At 72.3% G+C, this 22,760-nt stretch carries 21 protein-coding genes and 1 tRNA gene; 17 read left to right on the forward strand and 5 right to left on the reverse strand.

The annotated features are described in order from the left end of the window. Positions 1 to 80: 80 nt before the first annotated feature. Positions 81 to 1,766: a phospholipid carrier-dependent glycosyltransferase gene (locus O7600_RS22575; protein ID WP_281590396.1), complete on the reverse strand. Its 1,686-nt coding sequence runs from the start codon at positions 1,764 to 1,766 to the stop codon at positions 81 to 83. A gap of 83 nt (positions 1,767 to 1,849) precedes the next feature. On the opposite strand from O7600_RS22575, the gene rsmI reads away from it, so the two are divergent. Then, a complete protein-coding gene (rsmI, locus tag O7600_RS22580; protein ID WP_281590398.1) occupies positions 1,850 to 2,698 on the forward strand; it encodes a 16S rRNA (cytidine(1402)-2'-O)-methyltransferase in 849 nt (282 codons plus the stop codon). A 13-nt stretch (positions 2,699 to 2,711) separates the two neighbouring features. On the opposite strand, the gene O7600_RS22585 is transcribed toward rsmI, so the two are convergent. Further along, positions 2,712 to 3,548, reverse strand: coding sequence for a hypothetical protein (locus O7600_RS22585; RefSeq protein ID WP_281590401.1), 837 nt, complete (start codon positions 3,546 to 3,548; stop codon positions 2,712 to 2,714). A 127-nt stretch (positions 3,549 to 3,675) separates the two neighbouring features. Between O7600_RS22585 and metG the strand changes: the two genes are divergently transcribed. Further along, the gene (gene metG, locus O7600_RS22590) at positions 3,676 to 5,478 is read left to right on the forward strand and encodes a methionine--tRNA ligase (protein WP_281590402.1); all 1,803 of its coding nucleotides are present in this window, start codon (positions 3,676 to 3,678) and stop codon (positions 5,476 to 5,478) included. 57 nt (positions 5,479 to 5,535) lie between these two features. Here the strand turns inward: metG and O7600_RS22595 are convergent, their stop codons facing one another. Then, positions 5,536 to 6,387 carry an alpha/beta hydrolase gene (locus O7600_RS22595; protein ID WP_281590404.1) on the reverse strand — a complete coding sequence of 284 codons (852 nt, stop codon included), beginning with the start codon at positions 6,385 to 6,387 and terminating at the stop codon, positions 5,536 to 5,538. A 60-nt stretch (positions 6,388 to 6,447) separates the two neighbouring features. Further along, positions 6,448 to 7,692, reverse strand: a complete 1,245-nt coding sequence (locus tag O7600_RS22600; RefSeq protein ID WP_281590406.1) for a hypothetical protein — start codon at positions 7,690 to 7,692, stop codon at positions 6,448 to 6,450. 81 nt (positions 7,693 to 7,773) lie between these two features. Here O7600_RS22600 and O7600_RS22605 point away from each other — a divergent pair, with 81 nt between their 5' ends. The 6 genes from O7600_RS22605 (at position 7,774) to O7600_RS22630 (ending at position 13,655) form a co-directional block, all read left to right on the forward strand. Further along, the gene (locus O7600_RS22605) at positions 7,774 to 8,673 is read left to right on the forward strand and encodes a TatD family hydrolase (RefSeq protein WP_281590408.1); all 900 of its coding nucleotides are present in this window, start codon (positions 7,774 to 7,776) and stop codon (positions 8,671 to 8,673) included. An 81-nt stretch (positions 8,674 to 8,754) separates the two neighbouring features. Further along, the gene (gene rsmA / locus O7600_RS22610; RefSeq protein ID WP_281590410.1) at positions 8,755 to 9,624 is read left to right on the forward strand and encodes a 16S rRNA (adenine(1518)-N(6)/adenine(1519)-N(6))-dimethyltransferase RsmA; all 870 of its coding nucleotides are present in this window, start codon (positions 8,755 to 8,757) and stop codon (positions 9,622 to 9,624) included. An 84-nt stretch (positions 9,625 to 9,708) separates the two neighbouring features. After that, on the forward strand, positions 9,709 to 10,662 hold the full coding sequence (locus O7600_RS22615) for a 4-(cytidine 5'-diphospho)-2-C-methyl-D-erythritol kinase (RefSeq protein WP_281590413.1): 954 nt from the start codon (positions 9,709 to 9,711) through the stop codon (positions 10,660 to 10,662). A 64-nt stretch (positions 10,663 to 10,726) separates the two neighbouring features. Beyond that, complete coding sequence (locus O7600_RS22620) at positions 10,727 to 12,526, forward strand: ABC-F family ATP-binding cassette domain-containing protein (protein ID WP_281590415.1); 1,800 nt, start codon at positions 10,727 to 10,729, stop codon at positions 12,524 to 12,526. Positions 12,527 to 12,613: 87 nt separating this feature from the next. Further along, positions 12,614 to 13,069 carry a DUF4383 domain-containing protein gene (locus tag O7600_RS22625; protein WP_281590417.1) on the forward strand — a complete coding sequence of 152 codons (456 nt, stop codon included), beginning with the start codon at positions 12,614 to 12,616 and terminating at the stop codon, positions 13,067 to 13,069. Positions 13,070 to 13,184: 115 nt separating this feature from the next. Next, positions 13,185 to 13,655 (forward strand): DUF4383 domain-containing protein, encoded by a 471-nt coding sequence (locus O7600_RS22630; protein WP_281590419.1) that lies wholly within the window; start codon positions 13,185 to 13,187, stop codon positions 13,653 to 13,655. Here the strand turns inward: O7600_RS22630 and O7600_RS22635 are convergent. After that, complete coding sequence (locus O7600_RS22635) at positions 13,652 to 14,317, reverse strand: TetR/AcrR family transcriptional regulator (protein WP_091582500.1); 666 nt, start codon at positions 14,315 to 14,317, stop codon at positions 13,652 to 13,654. The two genes, O7600_RS22630 and O7600_RS22635, sit on opposite strands and share 4 nt — an antisense overlap. 77 nt (positions 14,318 to 14,394) lie before the next feature. Between O7600_RS22635 and O7600_RS22640 the strand changes: the two genes are divergently transcribed. The 9 genes from O7600_RS22640 to cysN all read left to right on the forward strand — a co-directional run bounded on the left by O7600_RS22640 (position 14,395) and on the right by cysN (position 22,753). After that, entirely contained in the window at positions 14,395 to 15,135 is a 741-nt protein-coding gene (locus O7600_RS22640; protein WP_281590422.1) for a resolvase, read from the forward strand. A 47-nt stretch (positions 15,136 to 15,182) separates the two neighbouring features. Beyond that, positions 15,183 to 15,253: transfer RNA gene (locus O7600_RS22645), tRNA-Gln, on the forward strand. Between the two features lie 33 nt (positions 15,254 to 15,286). Next, the gene (gene glmU / locus O7600_RS22650; RefSeq protein ID WP_348651355.1) at positions 15,287 to 16,789 is read left to right on the forward strand and encodes a bifunctional UDP-N-acetylglucosamine diphosphorylase/glucosamine-1-phosphate N-acetyltransferase GlmU; all 1,503 of its coding nucleotides are present in this window, start codon (positions 15,287 to 15,289) and stop codon (positions 16,787 to 16,789) included. A gap of 115 nt (positions 16,790 to 16,904) precedes the next feature. Continuing rightward, positions 16,905 to 17,885, forward strand: a complete 981-nt coding sequence (locus O7600_RS22655; RefSeq protein WP_281590424.1) for a ribose-phosphate diphosphokinase — start codon at positions 16,905 to 16,907, stop codon at positions 17,883 to 17,885. Positions 17,886 to 18,168: 283 nt separating this feature from the next. After that, a complete protein-coding gene (locus O7600_RS22660) occupies positions 18,169 to 18,861 on the forward strand; it encodes a 50S ribosomal protein L25/general stress protein Ctc (protein WP_281590426.1) in 693 nt (230 codons plus the stop codon). Between the two features lie 96 nt (positions 18,862 to 18,957). Next, a complete protein-coding gene (gene pth, locus O7600_RS22665) occupies positions 18,958 to 19,548 on the forward strand; it encodes an aminoacyl-tRNA hydrolase (protein WP_281590428.1) in 591 nt (196 codons plus the stop codon). A gap of 75 nt (positions 19,549 to 19,623) precedes the next feature. After that, positions 19,624 to 20,457: an inositol monophosphatase family protein gene (locus O7600_RS22670; protein ID WP_281590430.1), complete on the forward strand. Its 834-nt coding sequence runs from the start codon at positions 19,624 to 19,626 to the stop codon at positions 20,455 to 20,457. Positions 20,458 to 20,537: 80 nt separating this feature from the next. Then, a complete protein-coding gene (gene cysD / locus O7600_RS22675) occupies positions 20,538 to 21,449 on the forward strand; it encodes a sulfate adenylyltransferase subunit CysD (RefSeq protein WP_091582481.1) in 912 nt (303 codons plus the stop codon). After that, positions 21,449 to 22,753 carry a sulfate adenylyltransferase subunit CysN gene (cysN, locus tag O7600_RS22680; RefSeq protein WP_091582478.1) on the forward strand — a complete coding sequence of 435 codons (1,305 nt, stop codon included), beginning with the start codon at positions 21,449 to 21,451 and terminating at the stop codon, positions 22,751 to 22,753. The genes cysD and cysN overlap by 1 nt, the downstream gene beginning before the upstream one ends. Positions 22,754 to 22,760 lie beyond the last annotated feature (7 nt).

Raw genomic sequence — 22,760 nt, forward strand, 5'->3', positions numbered from 1 at the left:
TGTCTTGCACGCCCCAATCGCCCGCTTCCCCCGTGGCAGGCGATCGGGGCGTGCTTTTTCGTGCCCCCGTTCGGCCGGGGTCAGATCCAGCGACCGTCCAGCCACATCCGGGCGGACCAGTCGGCATAGGGCAGCAGCCGCCCGACGAACACCGGATAGAAGTAACCGAAGCAGAGCGCCACCAGCAGCACGTAGGCGCCCGCGATGATCCCGCCCACCAGCCGTCGGTCGCCGACCTGCTCGGTGCTCGGTGGCGGCGCCGTTGCGGAGACCGGTGCGGGGGTCGCGATCGCGCCGAGCACGTAGACCACCGCGAGCACGAGGAACGGCACCGCCGGCGCGGCGTAGAACGAGAACATCGTCCGCCCGTCCAGCGCGAACCAGAACCAGGGCAGCAGGCCGGCGGCCACGCTGAGCAGGATGGCCCCGGCCCGCCAGTCGCGCCGGGCCAGGCCCAGCCAGACGGTCGTGGCCAGCGCAGGCAGGAACGACCACCAGAGCAGCGGGGTGCCCAGCAGCAGCACCTCCGAGGCGCAGCTCGACGCGCCGCAGTTGCCGTCGCCGGACCAGTAGAACGCCACCGGCCGGCCGAGCAGCAGCCACTGCCACGGCCAGGACTGGTATTTGTGCGGGTCGTCGAGCTGGGTGTGGAAGCCGTACGCGGCCTTGTGGTATTCCCACAAATTGATCAGGGGACCGATGACCGGGGTGTCGCTCAGTCCGGGGGTGTTCGGGTAGCGGGCGGCCAGACGGTAGTAGCCGTCGTCGCTGAGCAGCCACCCCGACCAGGTCGCCACGTAGGTGGCCACCATCAGCACGCCGGCCACCAGAAGCCAGGGCAGCTCGTCGAGGACCGCGTCCCGCCACGGGTGACGGACCCCGGCCGACCGGCGGACCCCGACCTCCCAGAGCAGCACCAGCAACGCGAACGCCGGCACGAAGTAGAGCCCGCTCCACTTCACCGCGCAGGCGCAGCCGAGCAGCACCCCGGCGGCGAACCGCCACCACGGCCAGTCCCGCCAGCCCGACGCCGGCCGCCCGGCCCGCCCCCGCAGCGTCGGGTCGAGACCCGCCTCCAGCGCCCGCGCCCACCGCCGCCGTCGGGCGTCCCGGTCGAGCACCAGCGCGCCGAACGCGGCCAGCACGAACAGCAGCAGGAAGATGTCGAGGATGGCCGAGCGGGACAGCACCAGGTGGAAGCCGTCCAGCGCGAGCAGCAGGCCGGCCGCGCAGCCGAGCACCGTGGACCGGAACATCCGCCGGCCGATGCGTACCAGCAGCAGCACCGACACCGTGCCGGCCAGCGCCGCGCCGAAGCGCCAGCCGAACTCCGGGGCGGTCGTCACGAGGTGCCCCGGCACGGAGATGTTGGTCTCCGCGTCCTGGTAGCCGAAGGCCCACTCGCCGAGCCCGATCAGCCACTTGCCCAGGGGCGGGTGGACCACGTACGACGGGCCGTTGTCCTTGTAGTTCCACTCGACCCCGCGGTCGATGAGCCCGTACGCGTCCTTGGCGTAGTAGGTCTCGTCGAAGATCTTGCCCGGGGGGTGGCTGAGCCCGACGAAGCGCAGGATCGCGGCGATCGCCACCACCACCGCGGTGGCCAGCCAGGCCTGCCCCCGACCGATGCGGTCGTCGACGGTGGCGAGCCGGCGCCGGACGGCGGCCGGGATCCCACCCCCGCCGGTGTCGCCCGGGGAGCCGGTGGCCCGGTCGTCGGGAGAAAGCTCGGCGTTCGCGCTCTGTGCTGTCGACGCACTCGTCACCCGGCGATCGTAGGCTGCGAGGGTGCCCGGTGGCGTACGTCGTCTCCGAAATTGGTACGACCGTCGATGAGGGAGCGCACGCCGTGGGTGAAATGTCCGAGGTCGGGCGACTGGTGCTGCTCGGTGCGCCACTGGGCAACCCGGCCGACGCGTCCGCCCGGTTCCGCGAGGCGCTCGCCACCGCCGACGTGGTCGCCGCCGAGGACACCCGGCGGCTCACCCGGCTGGCCCGCGACCTGGACGTCACGGTGCCCGGCCGGATCGTCTCCTACTTCGAGGGCAACGAGGAGCGGCGTACCCCCGAACTGGTCGACGTGCTGACCGCCGGCTACACGATCGCCCTGGTCACCGACGGCGGCATGCCGAGCGTCTCCGACCCCGGCTACCGGCTGGTCCGCGCCGCGCTGGACGCCGGTGTCCCGGTGACCGCGGCCCCCGGGCCGAGCGCGGTCACCACCGCGCTGGCGCTGTCCGGGCTGCCCTGCGACCGGTTCTGCTTCGAGGGTTTCCTGCCCCGCACCCCCGGCGCCCGGCGGTCCCGGCTGCGTGCGCTCGCCGCCGAGGAGCGCACGCTGGTGCTCTTCGAGGCGCCGCACCGGATCACCGGGGCGCTGGCCGACCTGGCCGAGGCGTTCGGCCCGGACCGGCCCGCCGCGCTCTGCCGGGAGCTGACCAAGACCTACGAGGAGGTGGTCCGCCGGCCGCTCGGCGAGCTGGCCGAGTGGGCCGCGGCGGGCGACGTGCGCGGCGAGATCACGCTGGTGGTGGCCGGCGCCTCGGCGCAACCGGCGGCCCGGCCGGACGACGAGACGCTGCGCGCCGCGGTCGACGAGCGCGAGGCGGCCGGGATGTCCCGGCGGGACGCGATCACCGAGGTCGCCACCGCCTACGGGCTGCGTCGCCGCGAGGTCTACGCGGTCGTGCACCGCTGAGCGGCGGCACGCCTCACCAGGCGGCGGCGAGGAAGCCGACGGTGATCAGCAGCGGGCCGGCCAGCGCCAGCCCCACCGCCCAGCGCCGCTGCCGCTCGTCCGCGAGCCGGGTGGCGCCGGTCCACCGGGGGATCGCGACGGCGCAACCCGCCACCAGGGCCAGGCCGAGCAGCCACCGCAGGTGCCGGCCGGGCCCGGTGTCCGCGTAGGCGGTGGAGCCCTGCGGCCCGGTCATCCGGGCGGGCAGCGTGCTGCCGGTGGCGGTGCGACCGGCCGGCACGCCGCTGACCCGCACGCCGTGGGCCTGGAACCGGTCGCCGTCGGCCAGGAAGATCCCCCGGCAGCGCTGGGTGAGCCCGCCCCCGACACACTCGGTGATCATCACCGTGCCGCCGGTGGAGTGCCCCACCGCCAGCCAGAACGGCCCGGCGCTCACCCAGGCGAAGAACGCGGCGAGCAGGCTCAGCGTCAGCAGCGCCGCCAGACCGGCGGGCGGATCCGGCGGATGGGTCGGGCGGACCGGTTCGCGGCGGGCGCGGGTGCGACCGGCCCGGCGGCGCGGTTCGTCGCGCAGGGGCGTGCCGTCCCAGTGCACCTTCTCGATCGGCGCCCAGACGGCGGCGTCGTCGCCCGCCGGCGCGCCCCGGCGCTGCCACCGGGGCTGCCGCACCGGCACCCGGCGGGGCACGGCGTCCACCGGCGCCCCGGTGGTCGGCTCCACCTCGACCGGCGGGTCCGTCGGGTCGAGCCGGGGCTGCGGGGCGACCGGCGCGCCGGTCGCGGGCCGCGCGGCCCGCGCGGCGGCCGCCGACGGCTCCGGTGCCGCTGGTCTACTGGTCACGACGTTCATTCCACACCGCCGCACCGGGCTCGCCAGGCAGCTCAGGCCGCGTGTCGGCGACAAATCGGGCGTACGGCGGGAACGGCCGGCCTATTGGTTCGCGGGTGCCCCGGGGCACTCACTAGGCTTGACGCTCATGAGTCACGTTCTCGCCGCGGTCGCCTGGCCCTACGCCAACGGCCCGCGCCACATCGGCCACGTATCCGGATTCGGCGTTCCCTCCGACGTCTTCGCCCGGTACATGCGGATGGCCGGCCACGACGTGCTCATGGTCTCCGGCACCGACGAGCACGGCACCCCGATCCAGGTGCAGGCCGACGCCGAGGGCGTCACGCCGCGCGAGCTGGCGGACCGCTACAACCGGGTGATCGCCGAGGACCTGCGGGCGCTGGGCCTGTCCTACGACCTGTTCACCCGGACCACCACCCGCAACCACTACGCCGTGGTGCAGGAGCTGTTCACCGGGCTGCACCGCAACGGCTACATCGTCCCGAAGGTCACCACCGGGGCGATCTCTCCGTCCACCGGCCGCACCCTGCCCGACCGCTACATCGAGGGCACCTGCCCGATCTGCGGCTACGACAGCGCGCGCGGCGACCAGTGCGACAACTGCGGCAACCAGCTCGACCCGATCGACCTGATCGATCCCAAGTCCAAGATCAACGGTGAGACGCCGGAGTTCGTGGAGACCGAGCACTTCTTCCTCGACCTCCCCGCCTTGGCCGACGCGCTGCGGCAGTGGCTCGACAGCCGGGACGGCTGGCGCCCCAACGTGCTGCGCTTCTCCCGCAACCTGCTCGACGACCTCCAGCCCCGGGCCATCACCCGCGACCTGGAGTGGGGCGTGCCGATCCCCCTCGACGGCTGGCAGGACCGGTCTGACAAGCGGATCTACGTCTGGTTCGACGCGGTCATCGGCTACCTGTCCGCCTCCATCGAGTGGGCCCGCCGCTCCGGCGACCCCGAGGCGTGGCGCAGGTGGTGGTCGACCGACGCCGAGGGGAAGGACGCCCGCTCCTACTACTTCATGGGCAAGGACAACATCGTCTTCCACTCGGTGATCTGGCCGGCCCTGCTCGGCGGCTACTCCGGCGAGGGTTCCCGCGACGGCGAGCCCGGCGACCTGGGCCGGCTCAACCTGCCCACCGAGGTCGTCTCCAGCGAATACCTGACCATGGAGGGGCGGAAGTTCTCCTCCTCCCGCAAGGTGGTCATCTACGTCCGCGACTTCCTGGAGCGCTACGACGCCGACGCGCTGCGCTACTTCATCGCGGTGGCCGGCCCGGAGAGCAACGACACCGACTTCACCTGGGCCGAGTTCCTCCGCCGCAACAACGACGAACTGGTCGCCGGCTGGGGCAACCTGGTCAACCGGTCCGTGTCGATGGCGGCGAAGAACTTCGGCGCGATCCCGCCGGTCGACCCGGCCGGGCTCACCGACGCCGACCGGGCGCTGCTGGACACCGCCCGCGCCGGCTTCGCGGTCGTCGGCGACCTGATCGCCCGGCACCGGCAGAAGCAGGCCATCGGCGAGGCCATGAAGGTCGTCGCCGAGGCCAACAAGTACCTGTCCGAGCAGGCGCCCTGGAAGCTCAAGGGCGACGACGACAAGCCCCGGATGGGCACCATCCTGCACGTCGCGCTCCAGGTGGTCAGCGACGCCAACACGCTGCTCACCCCGTTCCTGCCGCACTCCGCCCAGAAGATCCACGAGCTGCTCGGCGGCACCGGCACGCACGCGCCGATGCCGGTCATCGAGGAGGTCGACGACCTCGACGGCGGGCCGGCGTACCCGGTGCTGACCGGGGATTACACGGTCGGGGCGCGCTGGGAGTCCGTACCCCTGGAGGTGGGCCGACCGCTCGCGGCGCCGAAGCCGGTGTTCCGCAAGCTCGACCCGTCCGTCGTCGACGAGGAACTGGCCCGCCTCGCCGGCTGACCAGGCACGCGTGACCGCGGCCCCGGGGGATCCCCGGGGCCGCGGTCGTCCGCCCGGTCAGGCGGTCGCCATGCTCGGCTTGCCGATGAACTCCATGATGGCCTTGTTGACCTCGGTGGGATGCGTCCACGGCGTGCCGTGCGGCGCGCCCTTGAGCGTGACCAGCTTGGCGTCGGACAGCATGTTCACCAGCCGCTGACCCGTCACCGGGTACGGCAGCACGTTGTCCTTGTCGCCCTGGATGATCAGCACCGGCACGTCGATGTTCGGCAGGTCACCGCGGAAGTCGGTCTGCCAGGCGTCCACCGAGTCGTGGGTGCCCTTGGCCGACGCCTGCGCGCCGATCTGCCAGTGCGCGTGGTACGCCTCGTCGCTGACCAGCTTGCCCCGGTTCTCGCTGGCGTTGAAGAACGCGTCGCAGAACTGGGTCAGGTAGGCGAAGCGGTCCTGGATGATCGCCTTCTGGAACCCCTCGAACAGGCTCTTGTCGACGCCCTCCGGGTCGTCGGGCGCCTTCAGCAGGTACGGCGCCAACGGCGCCATCATGACCGCCCGCTCCACCCGGTCCGATCCGTACGCGCCCAGGTAGCGGGTGACCTCACCGGTGCCCATCGAGTGCCCGACCAGGATCGCGTTGCGCAGGTCCAGTTCGGTCATCAGCACGTCGAGGTCGGCGGCGAACGTGTCGTAGTCGTAGCCGGACGCCGGCTGGGCGGAACTGCCGTAACCGCGCCGGTCGTACGTGATCACCCGGTATCCGGCGGCGAGCAGCGGCCCGCTGATCTTCTCCCAGGTCGCCCCGTTGAACGGGAACCCGTGGATCAGCACGATCGGCTGACCGGAGCCGTGATCCTCGTAGTACAGGTCGATGGGTGCGGAATTCTCCGTACCGACGGTGACGAAAGGCATGTCGGAAACATCCTCCTGCGTGGGGCCTCGGACGCCCCCGCCTTCCCGACCAGCCGCCGTCTATGCGCTCCGCTGCGGATACGGCAGATCCACCACCCGGTCGTCGGCCAACTCGGCGCCGGGCGCCCACACCTCGTAGACGCCCCGTTCGTGACACTGCGCCCCGGTCGCGGCCACCGCGTCCGGATCCGGACGGGACAGCCGCAACCGCGACCACCCCGCCTCCTCCCGCAGCACCAGGCAGGGCACCCCACGCCAGGACGCCATCCGCAGCCGCCGCGCCGCCGCCTCCACCGGATAGCGGGCCGCCCGGGTCATCGCCAGCACCCGGAACCCGCCCGGCTGGTCGGCCACCGCCTCGTACTCCGTTCCGCCGTACGCGCCGACGAGCTGGGTGGAGCGCGGCGCGTCACCGGTCGGCACGTACTCCTGGTCGGCGGAGAGGCCGGGCACCGCGGCCAGCAGGTGCCGCCACTGCGGGCCGGCCAGGCGCAACCAGCCGCGCTGCTCCGCCTGGTAGGTGTAGAGCACCACCTCCACCCCCTCGGCCGGATAGGCGAGCAGGGTGGCGTTCGCCGGCATCGGCAGGTCGGCGAAGTCCCGGGTGACGAACTCCGGCACGAGCTGGACGTTGCTCGGCACGAACCCGGTGCCCAGCACCGGCGGGCCGAGCCGGTCCCGGGGCGGCAGCGCGGTCAACCCCCGGTGGGCCGCGCCGACCGGGACGTCGTAGTCGGCCGGGTCGGCGGCCCGCCAGCGCAACGCGTACGCCACGTCGCCGCCTTCCGGGTCGCCGCGCAGCACCGCCATCCCCGCCGGCGTCCGCAGGTGCGCCACGTCGTGCTCCCGATAGCAGAAACCGTGCGGCAGCCAGCCCCGCACGTAACCGGCGAGCTGCCGCGCGGACAGCACCTTCACCATCCGGGTGCCGGGCCGGATCACCGCCGACGCCCGGACCGCCGCCAGCGTCGGGTCACCGGCCGCCCCCGGCTGCTGGCTGAGCTGGTGCACGTACGCCCAACCCCGGTCCCGGTGCAGCGGCATCAGCAGCGGCGCGTCCGCGTCCTCGCTCGGCTCGGCCGCCCCGTGCACCGCGCCGACCTCGGTCGCGTGCACGAACCTGCGCCACGGGTAGGCCAGCCCGGGCCGGGGGCACCACTCGAAGCCGGGGGCCTCGTCGGCGCTGAACAACTCGTACGCGGCGCCCCGGGCGATCTCCTCGGCCGGGTGCACGCGACCGTCGTACGTCACGCGCAACCCGGTCCGCTCGGAGGCGGCCCCGCCGGTCTGGTCGGTGACGGTCACCCCGGGACGCTAAGCCGGCCAGATGTTGACCGTGTGAACAGCCGGTGGCGGTCCGGGAACGTCGGCCCCGGCGGGTGTGTGATGCTGGCCGCGATGACCGAGCAGACCGAGACCCGCAAGCAGCGCGCCGCCCGCCGGGCCGGCGAGTTCCCGCCCGCCCCCGAGCCGCTGCCCCGGCCCGTGCTGGACAGCCACACCCACCTCGACATCACCGTCGGCGAGTACGGGACGCCCGGCGGCGCCACCGGCGACGATCCGGTCGCCGTCGCGATCGCCGTCGCCGCCCAGGTCGGGGTCGACCGGCTCGTCCAGGTCGGCGTGGACGTCGAGTCGTCCCGGTGGGGCGCCGACGTCGCCGACCGGTACGCCCCGGTGCTGGCCACCGTGGCGCTGCACCCCAACGAGGCGCCCCGCCTGGCCGACCTCGACGAGGCGCTGCGCGAGATCGAGGCGCTGGCCGGCCGGGACCGGGTCCGGGGCGTCGGCGAGACCGGCATGGACTTCTTCCGCACCGGCGACGCGGGGCGGGCCGCGCAGGAGGAGAGCTTCCGCGCGCACATCGCCATCGCCAAGCGGCACGGCAAGGCGCTGGTCATCCACGACCGCGACGCCCACGCCGACGTGCTGCGCATCGTCGACGACGAGGGCGCGCCGGACACCGTCGTCATGCACTGCTTCTCCGGCGACGCCGACTTCGCCCGCGAGTGCGTCCGCCGCGGCTTCCTGCTCAGCTTCGCCGGCACCGTCACGTTCGGCAGCGCCGCCGCGCTGCGGGAGGCCGCCGCCGTCACCCCGCCGCAGCAGATGCTGGTGGAGACCGACGCTCCCTACCTCACCCCGATGCCGCACCGGGGACGGCCGAACGCGTCGTACCTGATCCCGCTGACCGTCCGGTTCCTCGCCGAGACCACCGGCGCCGACCTGGACACCCTGTGCGCGGCCATCTCCACCAACGGTGACCGCGCATTCGGCCCTTGGTGAAAGGAGGGGGCCCTTCTTATCGCCAGGCGATAAGAAGGGGCCCCTCCTAACGGCAACGCCCAGGCGCTTACGCTACGGGGCGTGACCGGACTCCTCGGCCCGGCGGAGATCCGGGAACTCGCCGCGCGGCTCGGCGTCACGCCGACCAAGAAGCTCGGCCAGAACTTCGTGCACGACCCGAACACCGTCCGCCGGATCGTCACCGCCGCCGGGCTGACCCCGGACGACGTGGCGCTGGAGGTCGGCCCCGGGCTCGGCTCGCTCACCCTGGCCCTGCTGCCGGTGGCCGCGCACGTGCACGCCGTGGAACTCGACCCGACGCTCGCCGCCGCGCTGCCGGAGACCGCCGCCCGGTTCGCCGGCCCGGACGCCGCCCGGCTCACCGTGCACCCCGCCGACGCGCTGCGGGTCACCGCCGCCGACCTGGCCGACCCGGCGCCCACCGCGCTGGTGGCGAACCTGCCCTACAACGTGGCCGTCCCGGTGGTGCTGCACCTCCTCGCCGAGCTGCCCACCCTGCGCCACGGCCTGGTCATGGTGCAGAAGGAGGTCGCCGACCGGCTCGTCGCCGGCCCCGGCTCGAAGGTCTACGGCATCCCCTCGGTCAAGCTCGCCTGGTACGCCCGCTCCCGCTCCGCCGGCAAGGTCCCACCGAACGTGTTCTGGCCGGTGCCCAACGTCGACTCCGGCCTGGTCGCGTTCACCCGGCGCGAGTCGCCCCGCCCGGACGTACCACGGCCGGCCGTCTTCGCTGTGGTCGACGCCGCGTTCGCCCAGCGGCGCAAGACGTTGCGGGCCGCCCTGGCCGGTTGGGCCGGCGGCGCGGACCGGGCCGCCGCGGCGCTCACCGCGGCCGGTGTCGACCCGGGCGCACGCGGCGAGTCACTCACCGTCGAGCAGTTCGCCGCCATCGCCGCGTCGGCCCCGGACGGCTCCGCCGGCGCCCAGTAGGCTGGCGCCGTTGCCCGACCCCGCCGAGGAGCTGACCGTGCAGAAGCCGTTCGACATCCGCCTGCGCCCACGGGAGCTCACCCGGTGACCGAGGCCTGGCGACCGGAGGACGAGGACGGGCAGCGGCGCGGGGCCAGCGGTCCGGTCAAGGTGCGGGTGCCCGCCAAGGTCAACCTGCATCTCGGGGTGGGACCGCTGCGGCGCGACGGCTACCACGAGCTGAACACCGTCTACCACGCGATCTCCATCTACGACGAGCTGACCGCCCGCCGCGGCGACACGCTCACCCTGACCATGGAGGGCGAAGGCGCCGGCGAGCTGGCCCTGGACGACTCGAACCTGGCGATGCGCGCCGCGCACGCCCTCGCCGGCTACGCCGGTGTCGCCCCGCACGCCCGGCTGCACCTGCGCAAGCAGATCCCGCTCGCCGGCGGGCTGGCCGGCGGCAGCGCCGACGCGGCCGCCGCGCTGGTCGCCTGCGACGCGCTCTGGGGCACCGGCCTGTCCCGCGACGAACTGGCCGGCATCGCCGCCGACCTCGGCTCCGACGTGCCGTTCCTGATCCACGGCGGCACCGCGCTGGGCACCGGCCGGGGCGAGGCGGTCAGCCCGGTGTTGGCCCGCCCCACCTCCTGGCACTGGGTGGTGGCCGTCGCCGACGGCGGCCTGTCCACCCCGGCCGCCTACCGCGAACTCGACCGGCTGCGCGACGCCGGGACCGCCGGCGAGCCGCTGGGCAGCACCGACGCGCTGCTCGGCGCGCTGCGGCAGCGGGACCCCCGGGTGCTCGCCGCCACGCTCGGCAACGACCTGCAGGCCGCCGCGCTGACCATGCGCCCCACCCTGGCCGAGACGCTCAAGGCGGGCGAGGCCGCCGGCGCGCTCGCCGGGATCGTCTCCGGCTCCGGACCGACCTGCGTGTTCCTCGCCGCCGACGCCGCCGACGCCGGACGGATCGCCGCCGAGCTGACCGCCGCCGGGGTGTGCCGGGAGGCACGGGTCGCCCACGGCCCGGTCGCCGGCGCCCGCGTCGTCTGACGCCCCGTACCCTTGACCCAGGCGTCCCGGCCCCCGGGGCGCCTGAGTCATGAAGGGTGGGTCTGTGGCCAACATCGTCAACCTGGACCGGGTGTCCAAGGGGTACGGCGCCGCCGGGCCGCTGCTCACCGACGTCTCGCTCGGCCTCGACGACGCCGACCGGGTCGGCGTCGTCGGCCTCAACGGCGCCGGCAAGTCGACCCTGCTGCGGCTGCTCACCCGCACCGAGGAGCCCGACGACGGGCGCGTCACCCACCGCCGGGACCTGCGCGTGGCCTGGCTGCCGCAGCGCCTGGACCTGGCGCCCGACCTGACCGTGCGGGACGTCGTCCTCGGCACCGCCTGGCTGGACGAGAGCATGGGCGCCGAGCACGAGTGGGCCGGCGACGCCGGCGTCCGGGCCATCCTCGACGGCCTCGGCATGCCCCACCTCGGCCTCGACACGCCGGTCGGCCCGATGTCCGGCGGCGAGCGCCGCCGGGTCGCGCTCGCCGCGCTGCTGGTCCGCGACGCCGACCTGCTCGTCCTCGACGAGCCCACCAACCACCTCGACGTCGGCGGAGTCGACTGGCTGGCCCGGCACCTGGTCAGCCGCAAGGGCGCGCTCGTCGTGGTCACCCACGACCGCTGGTTCCTGGACGCCGTCTGCACCACCACCTGGGAGGTCGCCGACCAGACCGTCCGGGCGTACGAGGGCGGCTTCGCCGCGTGGACGCTGGCCCGCGTCGAGCGGCAGCGGGTCGCCGCGGCCACCGAGGCCCGCCGGCAGAACCTGCTCCGCAAGGAGATCGCCTGGCTGCGCCGGGGCGCGCCGGCGCGCACCTCCAAGCCCAAGTTCCGCATCGACGCCGCCAACGCGCTCATCGCCGACGTGCCGGAACCCCGCGACACCATGTCGCTGCAACGGCTCGCCACCGCCCGCCTCGGCAAGCAGGTGTACGACCTGGAGCACGTCCGCCTGCACGCCGGCCCCAAGGAGATCCTGCACGACACCACCTGGCAGGTCGGGCCCGGCGACCGGGTCGCCGTCCTCGGCCGCAACGGCGCCGGCAAGACCACCCTGCTGCGAATGCTGGCCGGGGTGACCGGCCCCGACGGCGGCCGGTTCGCCGCCGGGCAGACCGTGCGGCCGGCGTTTCTCTCCCAGGAACTCGCCGAGCTTCCCGGCCACCTGCGCGTCCTGGAGGCGGTCGAGGAGGTGGCCCGCCGGGTCCAGTTCGGCGACCGGGAGATCAGCGCCGCCCAACTCGCCGAGATCTTCGGCTTCGACGACCGGCGGCTCTGGACGCCGGTGAGCGACCTGTCCGGCGGTGAGCGCCGCCGCCTGCAGATGCTGCGGCTGCTCGCCGGCGAACCCAACGTGCTCCTGCTCGACGAGCCCACCAACGACCTGGACACCGACACGCTCGCCGCGCTGGAGGACCTGCTCGACTCCTGGCCCGGCACCATCGTGGTGGCCAGCCACGACCGCTACCTGATCGAGCGGGTCACCGACGTCGCGTACGGCATGTTCGGCGACGGTCGGCTCGTGCACCTGCCCGGCGGCGTCGACGAGTACCTCGCCCGCGCCGCCGCGGCCGGCGGCCCGGCGCCCGCCGACCTCACCCCCGGCACGGCCGCCCCGGCCCGCGACGGCATGTCCGCCGCCGAGGTACGCGTCGCGAAGAAGGAACTCAACCGGCTGGAACGGCAGATCGCCAAGCTGGAGCAGAAGGAGGCGGGCCTGCACGAGCAGCTCGCCGCCAACGCCACCGACTACGCGAAGGTGGCCGAGCTGGACGCCCAGCTCAAGGAGGTGCGGGCCGAGCGGGACCGCACCGAGGAGACCTGGCTGGCCCTGGCCGAGGAGCTGCCGGCCGGCTGAGCATGGGGGGTGTGCGGCGTCACTGACCGGCGTACGCGACAATCAGCGGCGGAACCCTCGTCCGAACGGTCTTTTGGAGACGCAGAGATGGCCCACACCCCCGTCAACCACCCCGCGCGGCCGATCTACCGGGCGATCGGCGGGCTCGTTGGTCTGTACTTCGTCGTCTTCGGCGGCCTCGGCATCATCGCCAGCGCCGGCAACGACTTCTTCGCGCAGGACGACACCAAGGTCCTCGGCCAGGGCACGAACATGGGCTTCTCGCTGCTGTCGGTGCTCATCGGCGTGGTGATCCTGGTCGGCACCGCGATCGGCCGCAACCTCGACGTGGCGATCAACCAGTGGCTGGCCTACACCCTGATGGCCATCGGCCTGGCCGCGCTGGCGTTCATCCAGACCGACGCCAACATCGTCAACTTCTCGATCATGACGGTGGTCGTGGTCATGACCCTCGCGCTGGTGCTCCTGATGGTCGGCATGTACGGCAAGGTCGGCACCGACGACGAGCACGAGGCCTGGCAGAAGGCCCGCCTGGTGCTCTGACCCCGATCCACCCCGAAGGCCCGGCGTGCGCGCCGGGCCTTCGGCGTTTTCCGGTACGGGAGCCGGCGCCCCGGGTGACAATTGCCCCGAATCAGTCAGATGGCTGGAGGGCACCATGGCGCATTTCCCGGTGAACCATCCCGCGCGACCGCTCTACCGGGTGCTGTCCGGGCTCATCGGTCTCTACATCCTGGTCTTCGGCGTCTACGGCGTCTTCCAGACCTGGGGCGAAGGACTGTTCGCCCGCAACAGCAACTGGGCCCTCGGGCTCCGCACCAACCTGGCCTTCTCGCTGGTCTCGGTGATCTTCGGTGCGATCCTGATCGTCGGCGCGTCCCGCCGGAACAACCTCGGGCACTACATGAACCTCACCGCCGGCGCGGTCTTCCTGGTCACCGGCATCCTGATGATGTCCGTGCTGCAGACCTCGGCGAACTTTCTGAACTTCTCGATGTCCACCGTCATCGTGTCGCTGCTGTTCGGGCTGATCCTGCTCGCCACCGGCCTGTACGACAAGGTCGGACCGCCCGAGCACGCGGACGAGGAACGCCGCCGCCGCTACCACCCGGTCGCCGAGAGGCCCTAACCCCTGATCGGGCCCGGCTTCGACTCCAGGTGCGACAGGCCGTTCCAGGCCAGGTTCACCAGGTGCGCGGCCACCGTCTCCTTGCGCGGCTTGCGCACCTCCAGCCACCAGCGCCCGGTCAGGGCCACCATGCCCACCAGCGCCTGGGAGTAGAGCTCCGCCAGCTTCGGCTCGTAGCCCCGGCTGGAGAACTCGGCCCCGAGGATGTGCTCCACCTGGTGCGCGACGTCGTTCATCACGCTGCTGAAGTTGCCCGTCGCCGACATCAACGGCGACTCACGGACCAGCACCCGGAACCCGCTGGTCTCCTCCTCGATGTAGGTGAGCAACGTCAGCGCCGCCTGCTCCAGCAACTCGCGCGGGTGGCCCGCGGTCAGCGCCGTGGTGATCCGGTCCAGCAGCGAACGGACCTCCCGGTCCACCACCACCGCGTAGAGCCCCTCCTTGCCGCCGAAGTGCTCGTAGACCACCGGCTTGGAGACCTTCGCCCGCGCCGCCACCTCCTCGATCGAGGTGGCGTCGAACCCGCGCTCGGCGAAGATCTGCCGAGCGATCGAGATCAACTGCTCGCGCCGCTGCGCCGCGGACATCCGCACCCGGGACGGCTTCGCCGCCGGGACGGCCCGTCGGCGAGAGCGGTCGCTACCGGGAACATCGGTCACCCGGCCCATCCTGCCAGGCGCTGCTCACCTGGGCCGACCGGTCGGTCGCTGTCGTACGTGCGTTCTAATCTGTCCGGGTGGCGCTTCCTGATGACTCGACGACGGAGCCGCGCGCCTACCGTGGCCGCAAGCCGAAGCTCTACGCCCAGGCGCTCGTGCTGCGGCGTGCCGGTTGTCCGGTCGGGGAGATCGCAGAGCGGCTCCACGTGTCCAGGTCCACGGCCTACCTCTGGACCCGGCATCTGCCGCTCGACCCCGAGTTGGTGCGGCAGCGGCGTGGGGCCGCCCAGCGGGCCCGCTTCGACGCGCAGTGGGGCGCGCACCGGGCTGCCCGAGACGCGGCCCGGGCCGAGGTGGTCGCCGCGGCGGCCGGTTGGGTCGGGCGGCTTGAGCGACGTGAGCTGATGCTCGTCGGGGCGGCCGTCTACTGGTGTGAGGGTGGCAAGGCGAAACCCTGGCGGCCGCGCGACTTCACGGTCAAGTTCGTCAACAGCGATCTGGTGCTGGTCGGCCTTTTCCTGCGCTTCCTGGATGCCGTCGAGGTGCCGGCCGATGACCGCCGGTTCCGGGTGAGCATCCACGAGACGGCGGACGAGGGGGCGGCGGTGCGGTGGTGGGCGGCGCACGTGGGCGTGTCGGCGGAGCGGTTCCAGCGGACCACGATCAAGAAACATCGACCGCTGACCAGACGGCAGAACGTCGGGGCCGACTATCGCGGCTGCCTGGTGGTCCATGTCGTAGGAGCCAGCCGGCTCTACTGGCGGATCGAGGGGATCATGAGGGGAATGAGCAATGAAGATCCACCCGGTGACCGGTAAGGTGTAGGCAGCCATCGGGCGGGTTCCTATTTGCCCGATTTCGACCTTCCCGGGTCGTCTAATGGCAGGACGTCAGGTTTTGGTCCTGATTATAGGGGTTCGAATCCTCTCCCGGGAGCTTCTGCTCTTTGCCCTCCGCCGCGTGGTTAGCATGACCGCGAGACTGTCGCCGTCCCGACGGGAGCACGTCGTGTCCCAGCCCCACCTCCGCACCGTTGTCGTGCTCGCCGCCGGTGAGGGCAAGCGGATGAAGTCGTCCCTGCCCAAGGTGCTGCACCCACTGCTCGGCCGTACCCTGCTCGGCCACGTCCTCGCCGCGGCCGGGCCACTGGGCGCCGACCGCACGGTGGTCGTGGTCGGCCACGGGGCCGACCAGGTACGGGAACACCTGACCCAGGTCGCGCCGGCGGCCACCCCGGTGCTCCAGGAGCGGCAGCTCGGCACCGGGCACGCGGTCCGGATCGCGCTGGACGCGGTGCCGGACGCGACCGGCACGGTCGTGGTGATCAACGGCGACGTGCCGCTGCTGCGACCGGCGACCGTCGAGGCCCTGGTCGAGGCGCACGAGGGCGCGGGCGCGGCGGCGACCGTGCTGGCCGCCGAGGTGCCGGACCCGACCGGGCTGGGCCGGATCGTGCGGGACACGCAGGGCCAGCTGGAGCAGATCGTCGAGGAGCGGGACGCCACGCCGCAGCAGCGCGCGCTGCGGGAGATCAACGCGGGCATCTACGCGTTCGACGTGGCCCGGCTGCGGGAGGCGTTGGGCAAGCTGTCCACCGACAACGACCAGGGCGAGGAATACCTGACCGACGTCTTCGCCCTGCTGCGGGACGCCGGCGAGCCGGTGGCGGTGCACTGTGCCGCCGACCACGTGGAGACGCTGGGTTGCAACGACCGGGTGGAGCTGGCCGGGCTGCGCCGGCTGCTGCGTGACCGGGTCAACGAGGGTTGGATGCGCGCCGGCGTGAGCATCCTCGACCCGCACACCACCTGGATCGACGTGACGGTGACCGTGGAGAAGGACGCGGTGATCGACCAGAACACCCAGCTCCAGGGCGCCACCGTGGTGGGCGCGGGCGCGCTGGTCGGCCCGGACACCACGCTCGTCGACACCGTGGTGGGTGAGGAGGCCAGCGTGGTGCGCAGCCACGCGGTGGGCGCCGAGGTGGGCCCGCAGGCCAGCGTCGGGCCGTACGCGTACCTGCGGCCGGAGTCGCGGCTGGCCCGCAAGGCGAAGGTCGGCACGTTCGTGGAGACCAAGAAGGCGTCGATCGGTGAGGGCTCGAAGGTGCCGCACCTGTCGTACGTGGGGGACGCGACGATCGGCGAGCACAGCAACATCGGCGCGGCGACGGTGTTCGTCAACTACGACGGCGTCAGCAAGCACCACACCACCATCGGCAGCCACGCGCGTACCGGGGCGGACAACATGTTCGTGGCGCCGGTGCGGGTGGGCGACGGCGCGTACACCGCGGCCGGTTCGGTGATCATCGCGGACGTGCCCCCGGGCGCGATGGCGGTGGCCCGGGGTCAGCAGCGCAACGTGGAGGGCTGGGTGGTGCGCAAGCGGTCCGGCACGGCCGCCGCGGAGGCCGCGCAGCGGGCCCGCGAGGGTGCGTCGGAGCCGGGTGCGGCCGCAAGCGAAGGTGACTGAATCCACGGGGACCGCCGGGCCGTGGGTGGACCGGTGAACCCGGGGGATACTGCAACCGAACAGTCCCCGGCCCACCGCCGCCGGGTACCACCGACATACGGGAGCAGACGGGCCCATGGGCAGCATCGTCGCCGAGAACCGCAAGAGCCTGATGCTCTTTTCCGGACGGGGTTTTCCGGAGCTGGCCAAGGAGATCGGTGAGGTGCTCGGCGTCGCGCCGACGCCGGCCGACGCGTACGAGTTCGCCAACGGTGAGATCTTCGTACGGTTCAAGGACTCGGTCCGTGGTTCGGACGCCTTCGTGGTGCAGTCCGTGACGCACGGCGTGAACACCTGGGTCATGGAGACCCTGATCATGGTCGACGCGCTGAAGCGTGGTTCGGCCAAGCGGATCACCGTGGTGCTGCCGTTCTACCCCTACTCGCGGCAGGACAAGAAGCACCGCGGCCGGGAGCCGATCTCGGCGCGGCTGGTGGCCGACCTGCTGAAGACCGCGGGCGCGAACCGGATCCTGACGGTGGACCTGCACACCGCGCAGATCCAGGGCTTCTTCGACGGCCCGGTGGACCACCTGTTCGCGATGGACATCCTGGCCGAGTACGTGGAGCACAAGTACGCCGGCCGTCCGATGACGGTGGTGGCGCCGGACTCGGGCCGGGTGCGGGTGGCCGAGCGCTGGACGGACCGCCTGGGCGGTTGCCCGTTGGCGTTCATCCACAAGACGCGGGATCCGATGAAGCCGAACCAGGTGGTGGCGAACCGCGTGGTCGGTGAGGTCGAGGGCCGGGTCTGCCTGATCGTCGACGACATGATCGACACCGGTGGCACGATCACCAAGGCGGCCGACATCCTCAAGGAGTCGGGGGCGGCGGAGATCGTGGTGGCCTCGACCCACGCGCTGCTGTCCGACCCGGCGACCGAGCGGCTGAAGAACAGCCCGATCAGCGAGGTCGTGGTGACGAACACGCTGCCGCTGCCGCCGGAGAAGCAGCTGGACAAGCTGACCGTGCTGTCGATCGCCCCGCTGCTGGCGCGGGCGATCCGGGAGGTCTTCGACGACGGTTCGGTGACCACCCTGTTCGGTGGCCTGAGCTGATGGTGGGCCCGGTCGCCGGCGTGGTCCGGCGGCCGGGCCGTTGCCCTGCGCGCCGGCCGGCGCGGTGATATGGGGGACTGCCGGAAAGCCCGGAATCCGCTCGGGTAGACTAGTGCGGTTGCCACGGCGAGGGTGCCCGGCGGGCTGCTGACAAGCACCGCACGGAGGCGCCGTCATCGACGCGGTGCTCCGGGCGGTCGTTCATGACCTTGAGCCCCAGCGAGCCCCTCGCCCAGCACCGCCAGACGACAAGCCGCCGCAGCGAAGCATCAGGAGTTTCCCCGTGTCCGAGGTAAAGATCAGCGCCGAGCCCCGTACCGAGTTCGGCAAGGGTGGTGCCCGTCGTACCCGCCGGGCCGGCAAGGTGCCCGCCGTGCTGTACGGCCACGGCGAGAAGCCCAAGCACATCGCGCTTCCGGCGCGTGACTTCGCCGCCGCGATCCGCAAGGGCGGCGCGAACCAGCTCTTCGCCATCGAGGTGAGCGACGGCACCCAGGTGCTGGCGCTGCCGAAGGCGATCCAGCGTGACCCGATCAAGGACACCTTCGAGCACGTGGACCTGCTGCTGGTCCGTCGTGGCGAGAAGGTCACCGTCGAGGTCCCGGTCCAGCTGACCGGTGAGGCCGCGAAGGACACCCTGATCGTGCACGACCACGACACCCTGTCGGTGACCGCCGACGCCACCAAGGTGCCGGACCACCTGGAGGCGTCGATCGAGGGCGCCGAGCCGGGCACCACGATCACCGCCGCCGACGTCGAGCTGCCCTCGGGCGTGGAGCTGGCCATCGACGAGGAGACCGCTGTCGCCTCGGTGACGGCCGCCCCGACCGCCGAGCAGCTCGAGGCCACCCTCCCCGAGGTCGAGGTTGCCGAGTCCGAGGCCGAGGCCGAGGTCGGCGAGGAGACCGCCGAGGGCGAAGAGGGCACCCCGGCCGAGGGCGAGCCGGCCGCCGAGGAGCCGAAGACCGAGGCCTGATCGGCCCGCAGGCTGTGCGACAGGCGTCCCCGGTTTCCGGGGGCGCCTGTCGGCGTATCGAAGGCGGGTCGTGGGGAAGAGCGGGAGGGACGTGGCGTGACGGACGAGGCGGGGCCGTGGCTGGTGGTCGGCCTGGGCAACCCCGGTCGGGAGTACGCGGCCAACCGGCACAACGTCGGTTTCATGGTGGCCGACCTGCTGGCCGCCCGGGTGGGCGCGAAGTTCGGCCGGCACAAGCGGGCGGTGGCCGAGGTGGCCGAGGGGCGGCTGGGGTTCGGCGGGCCGAAGCTGGTGCTGGTGAAGCCGTTGACCTACATGAACCTCTCCGGCGGCCCGGTGGCCGGGCTGGCCCAGTTCCACAAGATCCCGCCGGCCCGGGTGATCGCGGTGCACGACGATCTGGACATTCCGTACGGGCAGGTGCGGGTCAAGTGCGGCGGCGGCGAGGGCGGCCACAACGGGCTGCGGTCGATGTCGAAGTCGCTCGGCACGAAGGACTACGTCCGGGTGCGGTTCGGGATCGGCCGGCCGCCCGGCCGGCAGGATCCGGCGGACTACGTGCTGTCGGACTTCTCCGCCGCGGAGCGCAAGGAACTGGAGTTCCTGGTGGACCGCGCGGCGGACGTGGTGGAGTCGGTGGTCACCAAGGGTGTGGAGCCGACGCAGAACCTGTACCACGGGGGTTGACCGGCAGGTCGCCCGCCGGCCGGTAGTCTGCGCCTTTGCGACGGGAGCGAAGGCAGCGACGGGAGCGAAGACACCATGGGCAGTCCTCCGATGATCGACGGCGCGTTCGCGCGCTGGCTCGCGTCGCGGGCCGGGCAGGCGCTGATGGCCCTGCGCGCGGAGATGGGCTTCGCCGACGCCGGGGCGTTGCGGTCCGCCGGGGACAAGATCTCGCACGACCTGATCCGCACCGAGCTGGCGCGGTGGCGTCCGGCGGACGCGGTGCTGTCGGAGGAGGACGAGGGGTCGCGGCTGGCCTGGACCGCCGAGGTGAGCGACGAGGCGATGCCCCGGCTGACCGCGGACCGGGTGTGGATCGTCGACCCGCTGGACGGCACCCGGGAGTACGCCGAGGACGGGCGGGCGGACTGGGCGGTGCATGTGGCGCTCTGGTCGCGGCACGCGCCCTCGCCGCACGGTCTGGTGGCGGGCGCGGTGGGGCTGCCGGCGCAGCACCGGGTGCTGGGCACGGACTATCCACCGGCGTACCCGCCGATGCGGTTGGAGGCGGCGACGGCGGCCGGCGCGCGGACCATCCGGTTGGCGGCCAGTCGTAGCCGTCCGCCGGTTTTCCTGACCGATCTGGCAGAGGACGTCGGCGCTCATCTGGTCCCGATGGGCTCGGCGGGCGCGAAGATCGCCGCCGTGGTGACCGGCGAGGTCGACGCGTACATCCACGCGGGCGGTCAGTACGAGTGGGACTCGGCCGCTCCGGTGGCTGTGGCGACGGCCACCGGATTGCACGCTTCCCGGATCGACGGTTCTGCGCTGAAATACAACGGGGCCGACCCCCGGCTACCCGATCTGCTGGTCTGCCGCAAGGATCTCGCGGGTCGGTTGCTTGCAGCGCTGCAGCGGCATTCCGGGTAACCTGAGCAATCTTCTTCACGACTCCGACCGGAAAGGTCTGGAATCCCGATGTGCGGATCCGAGCGAATCGAGTTCGTGTCATGACGTCCCCCGCCGCGTACCAGGTGTCGCACCTCGACGCGCTCGAGGCGGAGAGCATCTTCGTGATGCGCGAGGTCGTCGCCGAGATGGAGCGGCCGGTGCTGCTCTTCTCCGGCGGCAAGGACTCGATCGTGATGCTCCGGTTGGCCCAGAAGGCGTTCGCGCCGGCCAACATCCCGTTCCCGGTGATGCACGTGGACACCGGGCACAACTTCCCCGAGGTGCTCGACTACCGCGACCAGCGGGTGGCCGAGCTGGGCCTGCAGCTCATCGTGGCCAGCGTGCCGGAGGCCCTGAACAAGGGCATGGTGCGCGAGTCGGCCGACGGCATGCGCAACCGCATCCAGACCCCGGTGCTGCTCGACGCGGTGGAGAAGCACCGGTTCGACGCGCTCTTCGGCGGCGCCCGGCGGGACGAGGAGAAGGCCCGGGCCAAGGAGCGGGTGTTCAGCTTCCGCGACGAGTTCGGCCAGTGGGATCCGAAGAACCAGCGCCCGGAGCTGTGGTCGCTCTACAACGGCCGGCACCACCCCGGCGAGTCGATCCGCGTGTTCCCGCTGTCCAACTGGACCGAGCTGGACGTCTGGCACTACATCGCGCGGGAGCGGATCCCGCTGCCGTCGATCTACTACGCGCACGAGCGCGAGGTGATCGAGCGCGACGGCATGTTCTACGCGGTCAACGAGTTCTTCCGGGCCCGCGCCGGTGAGCAGCCGTTCAAGGCCCAGGTGCGGTACCGGACCGTGGGCGACGCCTCCTGCACCGCGGCGGTCCGCTCGGACGCCGACACGGTGGAGAAGGTGATCGAGGAGGTGGCCGCCACCCGGATCACCGAGCGCGGCGCGACCCGCGGCGACGACCGGGTCAGCGAGGCCGCCATGGAGGACCGCAAGCGAGAGGGCTACTTCTGATGAGCGTCGAGACTGTGGCGCCGGCCGAGGCCGACGCGTCGGCCCGGCCGATGGACCTGCTGCGGTTCGCCACCGCCGGCAGCGTCGACGACGGCAAGTCGACCCTGATCGGCCGGCTGCTGTACGACACCAAGTCGCTCTTCAGCGACCAGCTCGCCGCGGTCGAGGCGGTCAGCGCCGCGCGGGGCGACGAGTACACCAACCTGGCGCTGCTCACCGACGGCCTGCGCGCCGAGCGGGAGCAGGGCATCACCATCGACGTGGCGTACCGCTACTTCGCCACGCCGCGGCGGAAGTTCATCATCGCCGACACCCCCGGGCACATCCAGTACACCCGGAACATGGTCACCGGCGCCTCCACCGCCGACCTGGCGCTGATCCTGGTCGACGCGCGCAAGGGCCTGGTGGAGCAGTCCCGCCGGCACGCCTTCCTCTGTTCGCTGCTGCGGGTGCCGCACCTGGTCCTGTGCGTGAACAAGATGGACCTGGTCGACTGGTCGCAGGAGGTGTTCGAGCGGATCGCCGACGAGTTCACCGCGTTCGCCGCGAAGCTCGACGTGCCGGACCTGACCGTGGTGCCGATCTCCGCGCTGCGCGGCGACAACATCGTCTCCCGCTCGGAGAACATGCAGTGGTACGAGGGCCCGTCGCTGCTGCACCACCTGGAGCGGGTGCACATCGCGTCGGACCGCAACCTGGTCGACGTGCGGTTCCCGGTGCAGTACGTGATCCGGCCGCAGTCCACCACCGTCACCGACTACCGGGGCTACGCCGGCCAGGTGGCCTCGGGCGTGCTCAAGCCGGGTGACGAGGTGATGGTGCTGCCGTCGGGCTTCACCAGCCGCATCGCCGCGGTGGAGACCGCCGACGGCCCGGTGGACGAGGCGTTCCCGCCGATGTCGGTGACGGTCCGGCTGACCGACGAGATCGACATCTCCCGCGGCGACATGATCTGCCGGCCGAACAACGCCCCGATGGTCGCGCAGGACATCGAGGCGATGGTCTGCTGGATGGACGAGAGCCGGCCGTTGCAGGTCGGCGGCAGGTACGCGATCAAGCACACCACCCGTACGGCGCGGACGATCGTGCGGGAGCTGCACTACCGGCTGGACGTCAACTCGCTGCACCGGGACGAGTCGGCCGGCGAGTTGAAGCTCAACGAGATCGGCCGGGTGCGGCTGCGCACCACCGTCCCGTTGCTCGCCGACGAGTACCGGCGCAACCGCACCACCGGCGGGTTCGTCATCATCGACGAGGCCACCAACCGGACGGTCGGCGCGGGCATGATCGTCGAAGCCGGCTGACCCTCTT

The organism is Micromonospora sp. WMMA1998, assembly GCF_027497375.1.
GTDB classification, from domain to species: domain Bacteria; phylum Actinomycetota; class Actinomycetes; order Mycobacteriales; family Micromonosporaceae; genus Micromonospora; species Micromonospora sediminicola.